Below are 19,485 nucleotides of genomic sequence, written 5' to 3'. Positions count from 1 at the left end.
TATGTTTCGTAAACTTAAAAGGCGGCTGGTTCTTTTGTATGGCATTACCTCAAGTGTTATTCTGACAGTTATCATAATGGGGGTATACATAATAAACAATAAAAAGAATCAAGAACAGAACATGCTCCTGTTCCAAAAGAATGTGGAACAGGTTGTTGAGAAATTTCGTTCGGAAGATGTGATTAATAACACTTGGTTAGTCAGAATACAGGAGGATAATGGTTTATTTGTATACATAGAAAACAATGGGAAAAAACTTACCAAATGCAATCAGATGAGTAATCTGCCGTATTCTGAGAAACTTATTGAGAAGACAAAGGAATTGTCAATAAAGGATGGTATTAATCTAGATAGAAGACCCTTGTATTCTTCCTTGAAGAAAACACCTGTATACATAGTAAACCTAAGCGGTGGTAAAGCTTATTATAGTATGGCAGCTTTGATTTCAAAGAATGCAGGCTGGATGAATATAATGGTAATAAGTTGTGACAATCAGGGAACCGATATTTTACTAAAACAGATGATTTTATATGCCTTTATTGATTTCATTGGGGTGGCAGCATTATTTTTAATTAGTTCCCTATACATAGGAAAGGTAATAAAACCACTAGAGGAGGGGCAAAAAAAGCAGGTTGCTTTTGTGGCTGCGGCATCCCATGAACTTCGGACGCCTCTTACTGTAATTAAAGCCGGCTTATCTTCTATACGGGAGGATATATCAAAAGCAGATAATTTTCTCCCTCACATTGAAGGAGAGTGCGATCGGATGACAAGGCTAATAAGTGACCTGCTTCTATTAGCCTCTTCCGATGCCAGAACCTGGAGTCTTGTAAAAGAACTGGTAGAAATGGATACCTTTCTTATAGAAATCTATGATATGGTTTGTACTTGCTGTAACAAGAATAAGTATCAATTAACTCTTGATTTGCCGGAGGAAGAACTACATGTAATTTATGGAGACAGGGAACGGATAAAGCAGATATTTACTATATTAATCGAAAATGCCATGAGCCATACACCACCAGGGGGAGTCATCGCCCTTCGTGCTTATGATCAGAAAAATTATGTGGTAGTAGAAGTAGAAGATCATGGACATGGAATTTGTGATGAAGATAAAAAACAGGTATTTGAAAGATTCTATCGGGGTGACCAGTCAAGAAATGATAAGAAACATTTTGGACTAGGACTTAGTATTGCAAAAGAATTAATAGAACTTCATGAAGGAAGTATATTCATAAAGGATACTCCCGGAGGCGGTGCTACTTTTGTGTTGCGGCTGCCATGGCAGGAGAATAAATAATTGAATATTGCTATGAATAAATCTAGAAAGAGGATGTACTCTAAAGTCATTTGTTATGTAGAAACTGACTTTGAGGACATCCTCTCTTTTAAATTTAAAGATTCTTTAGAGATAAAGATAATATAATTATTCTTATAATCTAAAAGATTTAGCAGTAACTAAAAAAATGTTATGAAAGAAATGGTGTTATGACAGAGAAAAAGAAAAAAACAATTATGCAAAAAAGGGAGTCCATAGCGGCCTGGCTGTTTTTATTGCCAAGTTTAGCAGGTATCATATTTTTTATACTAATTCCTTTTGGAGATGTGGTAAGAAGATCTTTTTTTGAAGCAATGAGTGGAAAGTTTGTTGGTGTAAGTAATTACATATCTGTATTTGCCAATGAGGCATTTCAAATGGCGGCAAAAAATACCGGCCGGTTTATCCTGATTTGTATACCGTTATTACTGGTTATATCTTTAGTGTTATCCATTTTAGTTATGGGCCAAACGAAATTAGGTGATTTTTTTAAAAGTTCATTTTTGATACCCATGGCAATTCCGGTAGCATCTATTGTATTATTATGGGATGTATTTTTTAATAAGAATGGACTGTTAAACAATATGTTTTCCATACTGGGCTATCAGCAAATTGACTGGATGCATACATCAAAGGCATTTAATATACTAGTATTTAGTTATGTATGGAAAAATACCGGATACGACATGGTACTATGGCTGGCAGGGCTAAATGGAATCTCTTTGGCGCTATATGAGGCAGCTGCAATAGATGGTGCCGGGGCATGGGAAAAGTTCACGTATATTACACTGCCCGGATTATTGCCAACTGCATTTACTCTTTTTGTACTATCTCTTATTAATTCGTTTAAAGTTTTTAGGGAGGCCTACTTGATTGCAGGAAGTTATCCCGATAACAGCATCTATATGCTGCAGCATTTATTCAACAACTGGTTTGTTACCCTGGATATACAGAAAATGTGTGCTGCAGCCATTGTTGTTGCAGTTGTTTTACTTATTTTTATTTTAGTTGTTATGAAGCTAAGTAGTAGGGGAGAGGAGGATTCATATTGAAGAAAAAAAGATTTCTGTCACTGGGAATTCTTCTTATTGTTTCCCTATTCATATGGATTCCCCTTTGGATGATGATAACCGGTTCTTTTATGGGAACGCAGGAAATCAATGAAATGATCGGTCCGGTATTCAGTAATGAAAATAAGCTCGCAACCTGGTATCTTATACCTGGTTTTCCGACTTTAAAACCATATGTGGAATTATTACTGGATTCACCTAACTTTTTTGTAATGTTCTGGAACTCATGCAGACAAGTGATTCCTGGACTAATTGGACAGCTGTTTATTGCAGTTCCTGCGGCCTGGAGCTTCGCCAGATATAACTTTAGAGGGAAGAAACCATTGTTTGTTCTATACATCGTCTTAATGATTATGCCATTTCAGGTAACTATGGTGTCAAGTTATCTGGTTTTAGATAAGTTTCATCTGCTGAATACCCACTTTGCATTGATTTTACCGAATATATTTTCAACATTTCCGGTATTTATTATGGAGAAATTCTTTAAATCCATACCCAAGTCCTTAATTGAGGCGGCCAAAATAGACGGAGCAGGCGAATTCCGGATATTCCTTTATATTGGAATACCTATGGGTGCTTCCGGGATTATATCAGCAATGGTTCTTGGTTTCTTAGAAGCATGGAATGGAATTGAACAACCATTAACCTTTTTAAAAGATAAATCTTTGTGGCCTTTATCTCTATATTTGCCGGATATTTCTAAAGAAAAATTGGGAGTTGCAATGGTAGCTTCTGTGATTGCCATGATTCCTGCAATTTTAATCTTTTTATTTGGTCAAAGGTATATAGAACAGGGCATAGCTGCATCTGGTATAAAAGAATAAAAATGGATAGGAGAGGTTTTGTCGGAATTATGAGAAAGATAAAAGAAAAATTATTGTATGAATTACAAAGAGAGCCGGAAGAAAAGAAGGTGACCCTTCAGGACCGTGCAGGAAGATTATTCATTGGATTCCTTATTATGATGTTACTATTAACATTTGTATCAAGAGCAGCAGCTTCAGTTACAGTTGCAAAAGTGGATGTAACATCTCCCAAAAAAGGAACACTTAAATTTGAGGTAACTGGCGTGGGTACCTTAGGGGCGAAGGCAGAAAAGTATCTGGATCTTTATGAGGGGGTACGGATCGCAGGCATTTTTGTAAATCAAGGAGAAAATGTTGAGAAAGGAGATTTACTATATCAATATGACATAAATGATTTAGAAGATATTTTGGATAGTATGGAAGATGAAATAGTAAAGGCAGAACTGAATCTGCAAAAAGAAAGATTAAATTATAAGACCGGAAATGAAGATTCTGACGAGGAAACAGCAGAACTTACATTAGAACGGGCTAAACTGGATTTAAAAGCTGCAAAAGAAGATTTAAAGATAGCAAAAAAGAATATTGGTAAAGAAAAGAAATATGCATATGAGAAAGCAGAAAAAGATTATTCCGATGCCTTAGAAGTTTATCAAGATCAGGAAGATAATAAACAGAAAGCAATTAAGGAAGCAGATAAGAAAGTTGAAGAAGCAAAAGACGCCTTGGATGAATTGTATAAGGATAAAGATAAAACAGATGCAGAAACTGTTATAGTTATTTTTAGAGCTTCCGTTGAGAGTAATAATTTTGAAGCAATTAGTGATGCAGAAAAAAATATATTTAAAAAATATTATGGTGAGACAGAGTATGAGAAACATAAAAGTGAGGTCGAGAAAGCCAGAAAAGCCGTATCAAGGGCTAATGAGGATTACTGGAATGGGATAGCAGAATTAGAGGAGGGAGAAAAACTTTCTTCTTCTGAATATGCCAGGTATAAACGGGCAATTGAGGATGCCGAAGATGCCTTAGCAGAACTTACTAAGAAAGACAACGAACTTACTATGGCAATGTGGAACTATCGTAATGCAATCCAATATAATAAGGCGGATATAGAGAAGACCTATGGGGCTTTATACTCAATGCTGTATACAGAGGATAAGGATAAAGAAAAACTAATTAAATCAGCCGATAAAGCAATTATTTCCGCAGAGGATTCATTGACAGACACTATCGCAGAGTGGGAGAAGTTAATGGGCAAGGCAGAAAAGGCTGTTTCTGAAGCAGAAGCAGCAAGGGATAAGGCAAAGGCGTTGTATGATCAAATATTGGATAAGACTTATGACTATTCTCAGGATGTGAAAGCAGAAGAGATACAACTGTTGACTGCGAAAAGGAAATTTGAAGATGCAAGGATTGGAATAAAAGAAGCAAGGAAAAGTGATGCAGGTACTGTGAAAAATAATAGCATCAGTAAACAGTCCCAGAATATAGATCTGGAATTAAGTGAAATAGATATTAAAAACAAGGAGGAAGCTGCTGCGGAAATAAAAGGCATATTAAAGAATGAGGGAAAGGTAACTTCTCCGGCAACCGGGGTTCTAGTTGAATTTGGAGTTGCAATAGGAAACCGTATAACAGGAGCTGAGAGAATATGTTTTGCATTGACTAATTATGGCTTTGAAGCTAAAGTCTCCAAGGATGAAGTAAAACATCTTTCTGTAGGAGATGAAATGACCGTACAGGTAGGGGATAGCAAAGAGGAACTATCTATAACACTGGAAAGTATTGGTTCGGAAGATGCAGAAGGAAAGATTACCATAACAGGAATTATGCCAAAAGGTAATTATACCGTAGGAGCACCCGCTTCCTTTAAAGTAAGCAAGCAATCAAAACAGTATAGAAATACAATCCCCATACAGGCACTAAGGATGGATGCCAATAGAAAAACTTATGTTTTGATTACAGAAGAAACCAATACTATATTAGGCAATGAATTAACTGCAATACGTATGGATGTTACTGTTTTAGAGAAAGACTATACCACAGTCGCTATTGAAAATAGTTTTTCAGACAATATCATTGTCAGCAGTAATAAGAATATCAAAGAGGGGGACCGGGTCCGATTAAATGACAATAATTAAAAAGGTAAAAAAAAGGCTGTTCTTTATACTGCTCTCTTTAGCGGCACTGATTATATGGGGCAGTGGAATATATTACGGACAGTATATAAATGAACATTATCAATCGGTTAGTATACGAATGAAAGAAGAGAAGGTTTCCGAACAGGCACTTAGAACGGCATTAAAATATGAGGAGATTAAAAATCCTGAAAATATTCCTCATATAAGTGCCTGGAATCACTTAGAAGAACAAATTATTGAGAATAAAGTGTTAGCAGTCTCTTATAAGGCCCGGCTAATTGAAGTATATGGTGATATTAAACAAGTATATCCAATGAAATTGACCAAAGGAAATTTGCTTACTCCCGATGATTATGAAGGCTGTATGATAGATCAGGGAGCAGCCTATAAATTATTTGGAAGCATAGATCCGGTGGGAAATGTTATTACCTATAAGAATAAGCAATACTACATCCGGGGAATCATAAAGTCCCCGGAGCCGGTTTTCTTCATTCAGATTAATGATATAAGACATACCTATGCCAACATAGAGTTGGTATATGTAGATAAAGAAAATGGGCAGGAGCTGGCAGATGCATTTGTGACACAAAATAATTTAGCCAGTTCCTATACCATTTTAGAAGGCTGCTTCTATGCAGGGATTTTAGCCAGATTTTATAAAATTCCTGTATGGTTTCTGGGACTCTATATGATGTATCAAATATTGAGAGTTATATGGAAAAGAAGAACTTTGCCATTACAGGTATTTGTTCTTTTACTGGGTCTCATATCTGTCTGGATGGGGGTAAAATGGCTTTTGGAATTTCAGCTTTATATACCGGAACGACTGATTCCTACCAAATGGTCTGATTTTTCATTTTGGGTAGAAAGATATAAAGAATTTCAAAATCAAATAAAACAAATGGCATATTTAACACCCACAATAAAAGACAGTACTTTTATAAACTATTCCAAAAAATGTATATATTATACCCTGATTTCACTTGGGGGAATATGGGTATTTGCAACACATATCAGATTCATTTTGAGTAAAAGCAGCGGTTTCTCTCTGTCTATTTTTTCAGTCATATTGGAATGTGGGGCTATCTTTATCCTATATACAACCGGGAAAATGTTTTCTCCCGGTAATGGCTATTTTTATATGATTCCCATTTTTATTATAACAGTGGATTTTGCAAATAAGGGGAAGGATTATATTAAAAATTATACTAAATTGTAATGTAATATAAATTATCTATACCATTCTTTTTTACAAAGTGGTATGATTGTAAATGAAAATTTCGAATAAGAAAGGCGTGGCAGAATTATGCAAAAAGTAGTTACTTCTAACCAAATGAAGGCAATAGATTCTTATACTATAGAGAAAATTGGAATTCCATCTATGGTATTAATGGAACGTGCTGCTTTACAGGTTGTTAATGTGGTGAAACAACACATTGGTCCTAAAGACAGGATTCTGGCAGTATGTGGCACCGGTAACAATGGCGGTGACGGTATTGCAGTAGCGCGTATCTTAAAGTGTGATGGTTATGAAGCCGAAGTACTTTTAGTTGGTGATGAAGGCAAAGCATCGGAGCAGACAAAAGAGCAGCTTAAAATTGCCAGAAATTTAGGCATATCCATACTTAACAATATAAACATCAATGAATATACTATAATAGTAGATGGGTTATTTGGAATTGGACTGAATAAACCGGTTACCGGTATTTATGAAGAAACTATACAAACAATTAATTCAGGTAACCATCTGGTATTTGCCGTTGATATTCCTTCCGGTTTGTCAGCAGACTTGGCAAGACCTTTGAATGTAGCTGTAAAAGCTGATTATACAATTACATTTGGATACCAAAAGGCAGGTTTAATCCTATACCCCGGATGCGAATATGCGGGTGAAGTGGTTGTGGCTGATATTGGATTTCCACAGATTGCCTTTGATGCTGTGAACAAAATGACAAGGATGGATTGCTCTGTATATGATGAATCCGATAAAAGGAAGTTACCAATAAGGCATACCTATTCTAATAAAGGGACCTATGGGAAAGTACTGATTATTGCAGGTTCAAAGAATATGAGCGGAGCCTGCTATCTTTCTGCAAAAGCAGCTTATAGATGCGGAGCCGGTTTAGTGAAGATAATGACAGTGGAAGAAAATAGAGTCATTATGCAGCAGCAGCTGCCAGAAGCCTTGTTATATACCTATACCTCAGAGGCACTTGAAGAACCCAGTAAACTTGGAGAGATAATTGAACAAATACATTGGGCAACTTCTATTGTTATAGGACCGGGCATTGGTATAAATCCTGATTCTGAGAAGTTATTAAATTTAGTCATAACTCATGCAAAGGCACCGCTGCTTATTGATGCAGACGGGTTAAATATATTGGCATCCATGAATCATAAGAAAGAGGAAGCGGTACTTATACAAGATAATATTGTTAATATGTTACCGAAAGATACAATATTGACTCCTCATATAAAAGAACTATCCAGGCTGATTAACATCCCGGTAGAAGAAATTACTTCTAATCTGCTTGAAATAGCTGATAAATGTACCGATAACAATAAACTTATATTTGTCATTAAAGATCCGAGAACTGTTGCAGCATATAAAGAAGAGAGATATATTAATATTTCAGGAAATAACGGTATGGCCACCGGAGGTTCCGGAGATGTTTTAACCGGTATAATAGGAGGTTTTATTGCAGGTGGCTTATCACCTTGGGAGGCAGCAAAGTTAGGTGTTTATATACATGGGCTGGCTGGTGATAAAGCTTCAGAAAAAAAAGGTTGTTACAGTATGATGGCCGGTGATATAATTGAGGCATTGCCGGATGTATTAGAACAATAAGATTGTTGGAAACATATTACTTTTTCAACCGGCGATTTGTACTGAAACACAAATTTTTAAAAGTTATTAGGCGTTAAAGGCCGGAATCGAGGATGTTATGACAAAAGACTACAAGATACTGTCATTAAAAGAAGTAGAACAACAACGTTATTACAGAGTTACCGCAAATATAGATTTAGATGCTATTTGTGATAACATTTCAAATATAAAGAATCTGGCAGGGGAAAAAACAAAAATAATGGCAATCATGAAAGCGGATGGTTACGGACACGGTGCTATTCCTATTGCACAGCTACTGGATCATATTGGCGTAGATGCATTTGGCATTGCTATTATCGAAGAAGGAATTCAGCTTAGAAATGCAGGAATTGATAAAACAATACTAATTCTTGGATATACCCCAAAGGAGCAATATAAAGAATTGGTAGAATATAATATTAGCCAGACAATTTTTCAGTATGATTTGGCCAAAGAACTGTCAGAGGAAGCCTTAAGACAGAAAAAAATAGCTCCTATTCACATTAAAGTGGATACCGGTATGACCAGATTAGGATTTCGTGATACAGAAGAAAGTGTTGAAGAAATTAAGAAAATTTCATTGTTAAAAGGTGTAAAAATAGAAGGTATATTTTCACATTTTGCATGTGCAGATGAAGCTGATAAAAATTCTGCCTATAATCAATTGGATCGTTTTATGAAATTTGTAAACCGATTGGAAGAGGAAGGTATTGTATTACCCATTAAACATATCGCCAATAGTGCAGGGATTATTGATTTACCGGAGGCGAAGCTGGATATGGTAAGAGGTGGTATAGCTACCTATGGTCTGTATCCTTCAGAAGAAGTAAATAAGAAACAATTAAAACTAAGGCCTGCCCTTGAACTTAAATCACACGTAAGTTTTGTAAAGGATGTAGAGCCGGGGGTTGGCATAAGCTATGGCAGTACTTATGTAACAAAAGATAAAATCAGAATCGCTACCATTCCTGTTGGTTACGGAGATGGATATCCAAGGCAGTTGTCCTCCGTGGGCAGAGTATTAATACATGGTAAATCAGCTCCGATTCTGGGAAGAATCTGTATGGATCAATTTATGGTAGATGTTACTCACATCCACAATGTAGAACAGGGTGATGCTGTAACTTTAATTGGAAGAGACGGGGACCAGTTCATCTCGGCAGAAGAAATAGGTTCTTTAGTAAATTCTTTTAACTACGAAGTCATATGTAATATAGGAAAGCGAATCCCACGCATATACAGTTACCAGAATAAGGTATATAAAATAAACGAATAATTTTTATAAATGTCACTGAAAAGAAAACATTTTATGGAATACACATTACAAAATTGGAGATAATAAGACTAAAGCCATAAAATGGAGTGTGAAAAATAGTGAATATAAAACGAGGAGATATCTTTTATGCGGATTTAAGACCTGTAATTGGTTCAGAGCAAGGTGGAGTCAGACCGGTTCTGATTATTCAAAACGATACAGGTAATAAACATAGTCCCACAGTAATATGTGCAGCAATTACATCAAAAATGAATAAATCAAAGCTTCCAACCCATGTTGAAATAGACGCGGACAAATATGGGATTATAAAAGATTCAGTAATTCTTTTAGAACAAATTCGAACCATTGATAAATCGAGGTTAAAAGAAAAGGTATGTCATCTAGATCAGGACGTATTAAGAAAGATTAATCGTGCATTAATTATTAGTTTTGCATTAGATACATACATTTAATTTAATTTTGTTATATTCATTTGGAGACTTTGATAAGCTTACATGCTAAATATAAGGGGGCATGCTGATAGATTAAATATTGGCATGTCTTTTTTTGTTTTGTATATTTTAAGAATGAGTTCCGATGGATAATAAAAACAGAAAAAGAAGCCAGCGGGGTCTGCCGGCTTCTCTACTTGGTATCTAGATTTATATAGTACCATGCGTATAATAGGGTGGGAGTAGAAAGTGATATATTATTCACCATCTACTGATAGTATAATTTATAAATGTGTCTACAATGTGTTTAAAAAATAAAAAAAATATGAAAAAAATGAAAATTAGCAGTACAAAAAATGAGATTATTAAGAAATTCGAACAAGAATATAAGATTTCAGAATGTTAAAAAGTAGGAGATAAAAATAAATATCTTTTAAAATGAGAATAATTATCAAATTCATTCTTGTTTCTTTACGAAAATACTGATAAGATAAATATGTTTCCCGCAATGACGGCTGCAAGAGGAGGATACTATGATGTCAGTTGCCAAGAAAAGTCAGCTATATTTAACAGATGAAGACCAAACTATTGATATTAATAATTTAGTAATTCAATATGGAAAAGCCAATATTGAATTAGATGGAATATATGAAATTGTAATACCAGCCGGAACAAAATCCAAGGATCAAACCACTATGAAAGGTGTCTGCGGATTTGTAATACCTATACGTGGAAAAGCTTGCTTTACCTTATGCGGATATAAATATGAGTTAGAACCGGGTATGATTTTGCATGCAGGTTCCGGTATGGATTTGGAAAAAGAAGTAATTGGAGATTCCGAATGGCGATATATCTTAATGCATTACAAAATACCTGGTAGTGAGGAGGTAAAGTTAGCATTAGAAAGCACACACTACATGGTAAAAATACCCCAAGTTAATATGGTAGAGATTCAGAAACTATTACAGCGGCTTTTGGTTAATCAGAAAAGCTCCAGCGTTGATAGTACTATAAAAAATAAGGCATTGTTATACCTGTTTATTGATTTGGTATTACAGTCGGCAAGACAATCAACGATTGGAGAGGAAGAGGAGCGGATACAATACATAGTTGATTATATTCATAATAATTTGGATAAGAATATTGCAATCACTGAATTGGCTGAAAAAATAGGCATGAATAGTAAAAAGTTTTATTATTTATTTCTTAAAACCATTGGAATATGTCCCAAAAAATATATAACAAAATGCAGAATTAAGTATGCAAAAGAATTATTAATAAAGGAGCAATATACCATTATTGATGTTGCAAATATGACAGGATACGAAGATGTCTTTCACTTTAGCCGAATGTTTAAAAAGGCTACCGGTGTGGCACCCAGTAAGTTTCGTGAGACTATAGAAAAAAATCCATGGTGATTTTGAAAAAATGCTATGTCAAAATGAACTTTCCTATGGTATATTTTATGCGTTATATGATAATGAATATCAAAATCAAAGGAGAGTTTTATGAAACGAATATTGAGATTAATAACAGTAACATCCTTAATGGCCTTAATGGTAACAGGATGTGGTAAAAATAACAGCAAATCTGTGAACACCGATTCGAAGACATCAGAAGCTTCAGAATCTGCCAATGAAAATGCAAAAGACATCAAAAACGGCGAAAATCCCAAAGGGGTAGAAACTGGTGGAGCTGAATCAATATTTCCTTTTACCTATACAGATGCAGCTAATAGAGAAGTATTAATAGAGAAAGAACCTCTTAAAGTAGCTATTAGTTATTTACCTCATTGGGAATCTTTAATTATGTTGGATGCAATGCCCATAGCTACTACCGCTGCAGAACATTACAGGGTTACCTGGGATCCTTTTATGGATATGGACTTAAGTTCTGTGGTTGATTTGGGTGATTCTGAAATTAATCTGGAATTGTTAGCAGAACTGGAACCGGACATTATATTAGAGCAGGTACAGGATGTTAGCAATGTTAATGTTGAGAACCTTGAAAAGATCGCTCCAGTAGTGGTATTTGGTGATAAAGTAAAGATGGATTGGAGATATAGTTTAAGGGAAATAGGAAAAGTTATCGGAAGGGCAGAGAAAGCGGAAGAAGTAATTGCAGAGATAGATGGGAAACTGGCAAGTGCAAGAACTCAATTACAGGAAAGATACGCAGATCAAACAGTGATGCTAATGTCGTTTATGGGCGAGGACAGATATTTTTGTGCTTATAGGCCGGATCTTTATGACAAAGAAACCGGATTAGGCTTAACACTGCCGGAGGGTTTTACTACTTCAGAGACTTATGAGCAGGTATCCATGGAAGCACTTGTTGAAATGGATCCGGATTATCTTTTTGTTAATGTATTTGACGGAAGTGAAGCTCTGTTTAAAGAACTTTATGAAAATTCAGTTTGGAATTCTTTAACGGCTGTAAAAGAAGGACATGTATTTATGCTTGATGGTTCAGGTCATGCTGCCAGTGCATTATCAACTGTACATACAGTAGATTTTATTGTTGAAACCCTATTAGAAAATTAATTTTTGTAAGAGGCAGATACAAAAATAATACTTTTGTATTTGCTTTTTCTTACTGTCTGATATGCATAGGGGGAAAAGAGCAGTATGAAGACTGAAATAGAGATAAGAAAGAAAGGCGGAAATCGGACTTATATTGCCGCTGCTATTCTTCTAATTGGAATTGGAGCACTCCTGCTCTTAATGTTATTAGCCATTACACAAGGAGCAGCGACCATACCAATATCCACCGTTGTGGATGCGTTTATTAAATTTAATCCGGATAATTCAAAGCATTTATTAGTAATTGATATGAGACTGCCAAGGGTTATTGCTGCGGCTCTAGTAGAAAGTGCATTAGCGGTTTCAGGTGCTTTAATGCAGGGAATGACAAGAAATCCTTTGGCTGACTCCGGATTAATGGGACTTAATTCCGGAGCAGGTCTTGCACTAGCTATATGTTTTGCATATATAAGTAATGCTACTTATTCACAAATTGTTTTTATGTCATTTTTAGGAGCCGGATTAGGAGCTTGCACTGTTTATATAATCAGCAGCTTGGTAAGTGGGGGTAATAGTGCAATGAAACTTGTATTGGCAGGTGCCACGGTGAGCACTCTGCTATCTGCATTAAGTCAAGGAATTGCTATAATTTCAAAAGTTTCACAAAGTATAACTTTTTGGACTATGGGAAGCGTATCAGGAACAAGTTGGAAACAAATCGGTATTGCTTCTCCGGTTATTCTGATATCTATTTTTATGGCAATTGTAATGTCCCATAATATTTCAATTTTGAGTATGGGAGAAGAAGTAGCTTTAGGACTTGGACTAAAAATAAAACATGTTAAATTTATAGGTACTTTTTTAGTTGTATTATTAGCAGGAACTTCAGTTGCACTGGCAGGTACTATTACCTTTGTTGGAATGCTGATTCCGCATTTTGCAAGATATTTAGTGGGCCCGGATTATCGTCTGATTATTCCTTGTAGTGCGGTTATGGGAGCGTTGCTGTTAGTTGCATCTGATATAGGCGCTAAAACCTTTAATCCTCCTTCCGAACTTCCTATAGGAGCTATTATAGCATTGCTTGGGGTGCCAGTCTTTTTATATTTTGCAAAGAAGCAAAAGGGAGGTTTCTAAATGAAGGAGATGAAAAAGAACAAACAGACAATGGTATTATTCATCCTTTGTTTATTAATTCCTATCGCATTTTTCATAAGTATAAATGCAGGTTATACATCAATAGGTTTAAAAGATATCATACGAATTATTACTGGCGGAGGTACATTAAAAGAAAATCTGATTATTATGGAATTTCGAATGCCCAGAATTATAATCGCTATGTTAGTTGGGGCTGGATTTTCTTTATCAGGTTGTGTTTTGCAAGGTATTACAAAGAATCCATTGGCAGATCCAGGCTTAATGGGTATTAATGCTGGAGCGGGAATTGTTGTAATTGTATTTATTATGTTAAGCGGAACATTATCTTTTACTTCTATATTCGCATTGCCAATTATGTCCATGATAGGTGCGGTTATTACCGGGACAATCATTTATAAATTATCCCTCCAAAAAAATATAGGAATTCGGCCAATATCATTGGTCTTAAATGGTGTTGCCATACAGGCCGGCATTAATGCTGTCATGACTTTGATCGTAATAAAATTGGATGAAAGTCAGCATGAATTCTTAGTAAAATGGCAGGCGGGAAGTATTTGGAGTTCTAACTGGAAATTTGTTATTGCTTTGTTTCCCTGGATTATTCTTGGCTTTATTGTACTTATGCTGATGGCTGATAAGATGGATGTTCTTATCATGGGTGATGAAATATCTACCGGATTAGGTATTGCAGTTGTAAAAGAAAAACGTAGATTGCTTTTTACGGCAATTGCATTGGCTGCATCTTCAGTTGCAATTAGTGGAAGTATTAGTTTTGTGGGATTAATTGCTCCCCATTTGTCCAGAAAACTAGTTGGGGCAAAACATACCGTTTTAATTCCGACCTGTGCCATGGTAGGAGCGCTGCTTGTTTTAGCTGCTGATACCATTGCCAGAACGATTATCGAACCATCAGAGATACCAACCGGTATAGTCGTATCTATTTTGGGTTCACCCTACTTCTTGTTTCTTATGCTTAAGACTCGTAAAGTAAGTAACAATTCTAATTCATGAAAGGATGAATCATAAAATGGCAGATATTAAAATTAAAAATATTGATGTAGCATATAGCGATAAAATTATAATCAATAATCTGGATTTAGATATTCCGATGGGAAATATAACTACCATTATTGGACCAAACGGATGCGGTAAGTCTACTCTTCTAAAAGCAATCGGGCGAATTCTGGCAATAAAAAAAGGTGCCATATATCTGGACTGTCAGGAAATACATGAATTGCAAACAAAGGAATTGGCAAAGAAAATGGCAATTTTGCCTCAATCACCTACTGCACCGGAAGGCGTTACAGTAGAAGAACTGGTTTCCTATGGAAGATTTCCATATAAAAAGGGATTCAATAAATTAAGTGGAAATGATAAGAAAATAATTAATTGGGCTATCCAGGCCACTAACCTGGAAGAATTAAAATTCCAATACGTTGATAGGTTATCCGGAGGACAAAGACAGAGGGCATGGATTGCAATGGCTTTGGCCCAGGAAACGGATGTTATCTTGTTAGATGAACCAACAACCTATTTGGACATGGCTTATCAACTAGAAATATTGGAATTACTGGATGAACTGAATAAACAACATGGTTGCACCATTGTAATGGTCCTGCATGATTTGAATCTGGCAGCAAGATTTGCTGATTATATGGTGGCTTTAAGAAATGGCCGTATTGTTAGTTCTGGATCACCTCACAAGGTAATGACTGGTTCTGTATTAAGAGAAGTTTATGAAATTGAAGCTAATATTGTTATGGATGGCGGCAATTGCCCTATTTGTTTATCCTATCAATTGCTAAATAGTAAAAAGAAAGAAAAAAAGCAAAGAGGTGCATAATGAATTATTGAAATGCATAATTCACACCCTGCTCTGTGGCAGTGCCTCATCTGCAAGCAGATGGGCATGCAATGAGCCCAGGGATTGATAAAAGTGTAAGGTGAAAGAAAAATATAAAGAAAGGGTGCCACAAAATAAGCTTCCAACCTATTTATTTGTGGCAGTATTACATCTGTAAAAACGGAGTACTTATCTGAGAGCAGATGCGATATAAGTATTTGGTGTAAATATGAAAAAACTAGCTATATACGGAAAGGGAGGAATCGGTAAATCAACAACGGTATCCAATATATCTGCAGCACTTGCTAAAAGAGGATTAAAAGTGATGCAGATAGGTTGTGATCCAAAAGCCGATTCCACCAGAAACTTAACCAATGGAGAAAAAATAACTACGGTATTGGATATGCTTCGTCAAAAAGATAAAGTGGAACTTCAGGATATTGTAATAGAAGGCGATTTAGGTGTTTTATGCGTGGAAGCAGGAGGACCGGTTCCGGGAGTTGGTTGTGCAGGACGAGGTATTATAACGGCATTTGAAAAATTGGAAGAGTTAAATGCCTATGAAATATATAAGCCGGACGTTGTCTTATATGATGTGCTAGGTGACGTAGTATGCGGCGGATTCGCTATGCCAATTCGAGGGGGTTATGCGGATGAAGTGTGCATTGTAACCTCAGGTGAAATGATGTCTTTATATGCAGCCGGCAATATTGCTCATGCTGTAAAGAGTTTTGGAAAAAGAGGATATGCATCTTTAAAAGGACTTATTTATAATGGCAAAAACATAGACAATGAAGATCAATTAGTAGAAACTGCGGCAAAAGAAATGGAAACAAATGTGTTATACAAAATTGGAAGAAATCCATTGGTTCAAAAGGCAGAAGACCAGGGAAAAACAGTTGTTTATGCATATCCGGACAGTGAAATGGCGTCAGAGTATGACTTGCTGTCTCATATTTTGCTGGATTCATAATTGTAATAGTTAAGGAGTATAACTTATGGAAATGATACAATGGAAGCACCTTAATCGTTTGTCTGAGGTGAACAGCAATCAGGGAATTAAATTTCTGCATAGAGCAGCGGCACCAGGATCTCATTGTCCTATGCACACTGCATTGGCCGCTTTATTAAGAATAGAGGGAGTCTCCAGTTTAGTCGTAGGGATGGCAGAGTGCGGCTATTATAGCAGGTATGTAATGAATACCCCTTATGGTAAACAGGGAGAACTTCATTATGTTTATGAATTGGATTCCAATGAAGTGGTGTTTGGCTGCAGAGAAGGTGTAAAAAAGGCAATCAAGCTGATGGATAAAGAGGGCGCTAAAATCATAATGATGATAATCACTTGTATTCCCGCTTTAATTGGTGAAGATGCAAAGGCTATTATTACTGAGTTAGAAGAAGAAATTACTGCTAAAGTATTATATGTTGATGCAGCTCATTTTAAAAGGAATGGCTACATGTCAGGGTATTATCAAACCTTAGTACAATTAGCGGATGTACTTAACGATAATTCAGAAAAGCCGGAAAAGACCATAAATCTTTTAGGACCCTCGGATAGTGAAGAGCTGATTATGTTAAAGGATATCATAAGTAAGAATCATATTGCAATAAATGAAATTGACGGAAACTTATCAATAGAAAAATTAAATAAGGTTACTGGCGGAACCATTAATATTGTATTGACGAATAAGATGTTAAAATATGCAAAACGTATAAAAGAAAAGTTTGGAATTCCTTTTATCTGTCTTCACGATATTTATGATGTTGATGAGATTTCGGCCGCCTATGAAAAAATTTTTAAGGCATTAGAGATTCCATCTGAAATTCGATATAATAAGGAGTTTAATGCTTATAAAAATGAAGTAATCAGCCTGATAGAACAGTATAAGCCTGCATTTGAAAATATTAGTTATATTTGCGCCAGTGCAGAATTGGATGTATTGCCTATGAGTGTTTACTTAAGTACATTGGGAATTAAGCCAATATTATTGCATATTGAGGAATTTGATGAAGATTCTATACCCTGGAGAGATAAGTTAACCGCAAGGGGAATGGATCCTTATGTTACATATATTACAGATAAAAGCAGGAATGTGGATTTTGACATGGAAGCCAGTATGGCGGATAAAGATATTCTCTCTTTTGGTTATTATAAGGGGTTAAAATCCGTTTCTATTATTTCAGATAAGGATATTAATGCAATGATTTCTTTAAATGGATACCAACGTACCATGCTGCTACTTAAATTAATTATTCAATGCATCAATCAGAAACAATATTAATTAGAAACAATATTAGTCACAAATAGTATTAATCAGAAATAGTGTTATTTAGAAAAATAGAGAATGCAGAATTGAGAATAAAGTAAATAAAGGTTAGAATAGGAGAGAATTAGTATGGGACTCTATAAATATTCTCCGGAGCCATCCGGTAGGATGGGATTATTATGGACTGTTGGAACCGTATCAGAAGCAGTATTGTTAGAATTTGGTTCTATGGGACATATGATTTATGGCAGTAAGTGGATGCAGCAAACCGGAGTTGTGAATAAAAGTAAGCTATACTCAACCCATATAGATGAGAAAGATATTGCACTGGGTATCACAAAAAGAGTAAATCAAGCTTTTATGGAGATTATGGAAAAAGATCATCCAAAAGCTATATTTGTATTACCATCAACTATACCGGAAACCATAGGTACAGACATGGAAGCAATCTGTGAAGAACTTTCTATGGAATATGAAGATATACCAATTATAACATTTAAAAGTGGCGGCTTTAATCAAAAACAAAATAAAGGAATGGAAGAGGGAATGTATAAATTAGTAAGGCACCTTCCTAAATCCTTTAAGACAACAGCAAGAGTGACTTATAATATTCTTGGTTCTTGTCCTGATCTGTCTAAATTCCAACCGGATGTATATGAGTTAAAAAGAATATTACAAGGTGCTTTCGATATAGAACCAATTTGTATTCTGCCTTCCCATGCATCAGTAAGTCAGATTGAAGAGATGGGTTCTGCTCATATAAATCTGGTTTTACGAGAGGAAGGCAAAAAGGCAGCAAAAGAGTTAGAAAAACATTTTGGGACACCTTATTTACAAGGAAGGCCTTATGGATATAAAGGAACTATGGATTGGCTTAAGAGAATATCAGAAACTTTGCAGATAGATATGAATCAAGAGTTTATCAATAAAGAATTAGAAGAAGGAAAGTATGCCTTTAATTTTTGTAAGCAAATTGTTGCACATAATAAGGTAAGAGGAAGTATATCCGTTGGCGGTAATATTGATGTAGTGAATGGAATTTTACAATTTGCCTGTGATGAATTGGGAATGAATAAGAAACTTGCATGGTGTGATTGTAAAGAATATGGTATTGATGAGATTCCATATTGGGATGAAGATACTTGGATAGAAAAAATTTCACCTAATATGGAAGGAATTTTAATGAGCAGCAAGAAAGTGTTCAACAGAGCCGGACGAAAGTCCAATATGACAATTAACCGTGGTTTAAATGAATGGAATCTTAATATATACGACTCGCCTTATGTAGGATTTCGAGGCGCTATGAATCTTTGCTCGTTATGGGCGGAAACTTTGATGGAAAATTAGAAGAAGAGAATAACTTTTAAGTTAAGTATGGAGATAAAGCAGTTTATCAAAAATATCAAGTTAATCAAAAATAGAATATAAGAAATGAAATAAAAAATAGAAAATGAAATAAAAACATAAAATAAGAGATGAAATAAAAAACATAAAAATAAGAAATGAAATAAAAAAACATATTGACAAAAGCTTTTGTTGAATATATAATTAAAATCCGTTGCCGATGGTTTCAGGTACAATTACTGAAGTCAACACAGAAGTTGATGTAATATATTTGATATTTTAAGAATGCTGCATCTAAATTTGTTGAAAATAATAAAAAAAAGGTGTTGACAAAACCTATCGGACATGGTAAGATATAAAAGTTGCCGGCAACGACAACACAAACAAGAACATTGATAACTGAACAGTGAAACAACCCTGAAAATTCTAATAAAATTTTC

Annotated in this window: 16 protein-coding genes; all 16 read left to right on the top strand. The window is 35.3% G+C overall.

Going from position 1 to position 19,485, the window contains the following annotated elements; genetic code table 11:
• Position 1 precedes the first annotated feature (1 nt).
• The 16 genes from RT261_RS16170 (at position 2) to RT261_RS16095 (ending at position 19,048) form a co-directional block, all read left to right on the top strand.
• Positions 2 to 1,300 carry a sensor histidine kinase gene (locus RT261_RS16170; protein ID WP_313134051.1) on the top strand — a complete coding sequence of 433 codons (1,299 nt, stop codon included), beginning with the start codon at positions 2 to 4 and terminating at the stop codon, positions 1,298 to 1,300.
• Between the two features lie 188 nt (positions 1,301 to 1,488).
• Complete coding sequence (locus tag RT261_RS16165) at positions 1,489 to 2,370, top strand: carbohydrate ABC transporter permease (protein WP_313134049.1); 882 nt, start codon at positions 1,489 to 1,491, stop codon at positions 2,368 to 2,370.
• The gene (locus tag RT261_RS16160; protein ID WP_313134047.1) at positions 2,367 to 3,212 is read left to right on the top strand and encodes a carbohydrate ABC transporter permease; all 846 of its coding nucleotides are present in this window, start codon (positions 2,367 to 2,369) and stop codon (positions 3,210 to 3,212) included. The genes RT261_RS16165 and RT261_RS16160 overlap by 4 nt, the downstream gene beginning before the upstream one ends.
• 29 nt (positions 3,213 to 3,241) lie before the next feature.
• The gene (locus RT261_RS16155) at positions 3,242 to 5,335 is read left to right on the top strand and encodes a hypothetical protein (RefSeq protein ID WP_313134045.1); all 2,094 of its coding nucleotides are present in this window, start codon (positions 3,242 to 3,244) and stop codon (positions 5,333 to 5,335) included.
• A complete protein-coding gene (locus RT261_RS16150) occupies positions 5,322 to 6,554 on the top strand; it encodes an ABC transporter permease (protein WP_313134043.1) in 1,233 nt (410 codons plus the stop codon). The genes RT261_RS16155 and RT261_RS16150 overlap by 14 nt, the downstream gene beginning before the upstream one ends.
• A gap of 87 nt (positions 6,555 to 6,641) precedes the next feature.
• Complete coding sequence (locus tag RT261_RS16145) at positions 6,642 to 8,183, top strand: NAD(P)H-hydrate dehydratase (protein WP_313134041.1); 1,542 nt, start codon at positions 6,642 to 6,644, stop codon at positions 8,181 to 8,183.
• Between the two features lie 97 nt (positions 8,184 to 8,280).
• Entirely contained in the window at positions 8,281 to 9,477 is a 1,197-nt protein-coding gene (gene alr, locus RT261_RS16140) for an alanine racemase (RefSeq protein WP_313134039.1), read from the top strand.
• 98 nt (positions 9,478 to 9,575) lie between these two features.
• Positions 9,576 to 9,929, top strand: coding sequence for a type II toxin-antitoxin system PemK/MazF family toxin (locus RT261_RS16135; RefSeq protein WP_091689132.1), 354 nt, complete (start codon positions 9,576 to 9,578; stop codon positions 9,927 to 9,929).
• A gap of 512 nt (positions 9,930 to 10,441) precedes the next feature.
• Complete coding sequence (locus tag RT261_RS16130) at positions 10,442 to 11,326, top strand: helix-turn-helix domain-containing protein (protein ID WP_313134013.1); 885 nt, start codon at positions 10,442 to 10,444, stop codon at positions 11,324 to 11,326.
• 90 nt (positions 11,327 to 11,416) lie between these two features.
• A complete protein-coding gene (locus RT261_RS16125) occupies positions 11,417 to 12,451 on the top strand; it encodes an ABC transporter substrate-binding protein (protein WP_313134012.1) in 1,035 nt (344 codons plus the stop codon).
• Positions 12,452 to 12,535: 84 nt separating this feature from the next.
• Positions 12,536 to 13,567 carry a FecCD family ABC transporter permease gene (locus tag RT261_RS16120; protein ID WP_313134010.1) on the top strand — a complete coding sequence of 344 codons (1,032 nt, stop codon included), beginning with the start codon at positions 12,536 to 12,538 and terminating at the stop codon, positions 13,565 to 13,567.
• Positions 13,568 to 14,599, top strand: coding sequence for a FecCD family ABC transporter permease (locus tag RT261_RS16115; protein WP_313134009.1), 1,032 nt, complete (start codon positions 13,568 to 13,570; stop codon positions 14,597 to 14,599). It begins immediately after the preceding gene.
• 16 nt (positions 14,600 to 14,615) lie between these two features.
• Complete coding sequence (locus RT261_RS16110; RefSeq protein WP_313134007.1) at positions 14,616 to 15,431, top strand: ABC transporter ATP-binding protein; 816 nt, start codon at positions 14,616 to 14,618, stop codon at positions 15,429 to 15,431.
• Between the two features lie 229 nt (positions 15,432 to 15,660).
• The gene (locus RT261_RS16105) at positions 15,661 to 16,404 is read left to right on the top strand and encodes a nitrogenase iron protein NifH (protein ID WP_313134005.1); all 744 of its coding nucleotides are present in this window, start codon (positions 15,661 to 15,663) and stop codon (positions 16,402 to 16,404) included.
• A 25-nt stretch (positions 16,405 to 16,429) separates the two neighbouring features.
• Positions 16,430 to 17,716, top strand: coding sequence for a nitrogenase component 1 (locus tag RT261_RS16100; RefSeq protein WP_313134003.1), 1,287 nt, complete (start codon positions 16,430 to 16,432; stop codon positions 17,714 to 17,716).
• A gap of 114 nt (positions 17,717 to 17,830) precedes the next feature.
• Positions 17,831 to 19,048 carry a nitrogenase component 1 gene (locus tag RT261_RS16095; RefSeq protein WP_313134002.1) on the top strand — a complete coding sequence of 406 codons (1,218 nt, stop codon included), beginning with the start codon at positions 17,831 to 17,833 and terminating at the stop codon, positions 19,046 to 19,048.
• Positions 19,049 to 19,485: the final 437 nt, after the last annotated feature.

This window comes from Anaerocolumna sp. (genome assembly GCF_032079385.1).
Classification (GTDB): domain Bacteria; phylum Bacillota; class Clostridia; order Lachnospirales; family Lachnospiraceae; genus Anaerocolumna.
Note: the sequence above shows the minus strand (reverse complement) of the source record. Positions and strands in the feature narration are given on the sequence as shown.

Coding starts and splice junctions, on each gene's coding strand:
- RT261_RS16095 (WP_313134002.1), top strand. CDS start 17,831: ATGGGACTCTATAAATATTCTCCGGAGCCATCCGGTAGGATGGGATTA.
- RT261_RS16120 (WP_313134010.1), top strand. CDS start 12,536: ATGAAGACTGAAATAGAGATAAGAAAGAAAGGCGGAAATCGGACTTAT.
- RT261_RS16145 (WP_313134041.1), top strand. CDS start 6,642: ATGCAAAAAGTAGTTACTTCTAACCAAATGAAGGCAATAGATTCTTAT.
- RT261_RS16105 (WP_313134005.1), top strand. CDS start 15,661: ATGAAAAAACTAGCTATATACGGAAAGGGAGGAATCGGTAAATCAACA.
- RT261_RS16110 (WP_313134007.1), top strand. CDS start 14,616: ATGGCAGATATTAAAATTAAAAATATTGATGTAGCATATAGCGATAAA.
- RT261_RS16100 (WP_313134003.1), top strand. CDS start 16,430: ATGGAAATGATACAATGGAAGCACCTTAATCGTTTGTCTGAGGTGAAC.
- RT261_RS16130 (WP_313134013.1), top strand. CDS start 10,442: ATGATGTCAGTTGCCAAGAAAAGTCAGCTATATTTAACAGATGAAGAC.
- RT261_RS16170 (WP_313134051.1), top strand. CDS start 2: ATGTTTCGTAAACTTAAAAGGCGGCTGGTTCTTTTGTATGGCATTACC.
- RT261_RS16125 (WP_313134012.1), top strand. CDS start 11,417: ATGAAACGAATATTGAGATTAATAACAGTAACATCCTTAATGGCCTTA.
- RT261_RS16155 (WP_313134045.1), top strand. CDS start 3,242: ATGAGAAAGATAAAAGAAAAATTATTGTATGAATTACAAAGAGAGCCG.
- RT261_RS16115 (WP_313134009.1), top strand. CDS start 13,568: ATGAAGGAGATGAAAAAGAACAAACAGACAATGGTATTATTCATCCTT.
- RT261_RS16165 (WP_313134049.1), top strand. CDS start 1,489: ATGACAGAGAAAAAGAAAAAAACAATTATGCAAAAAAGGGAGTCCATA.
- RT261_RS16150 (WP_313134043.1), top strand. CDS start 5,322: ATGACAATAATTAAAAAGGTAAAAAAAAGGCTGTTCTTTATACTGCTC.
- alr (WP_313134039.1), top strand. CDS start 8,281: ATGACAAAAGACTACAAGATACTGTCATTAAAAGAAGTAGAACAACAA.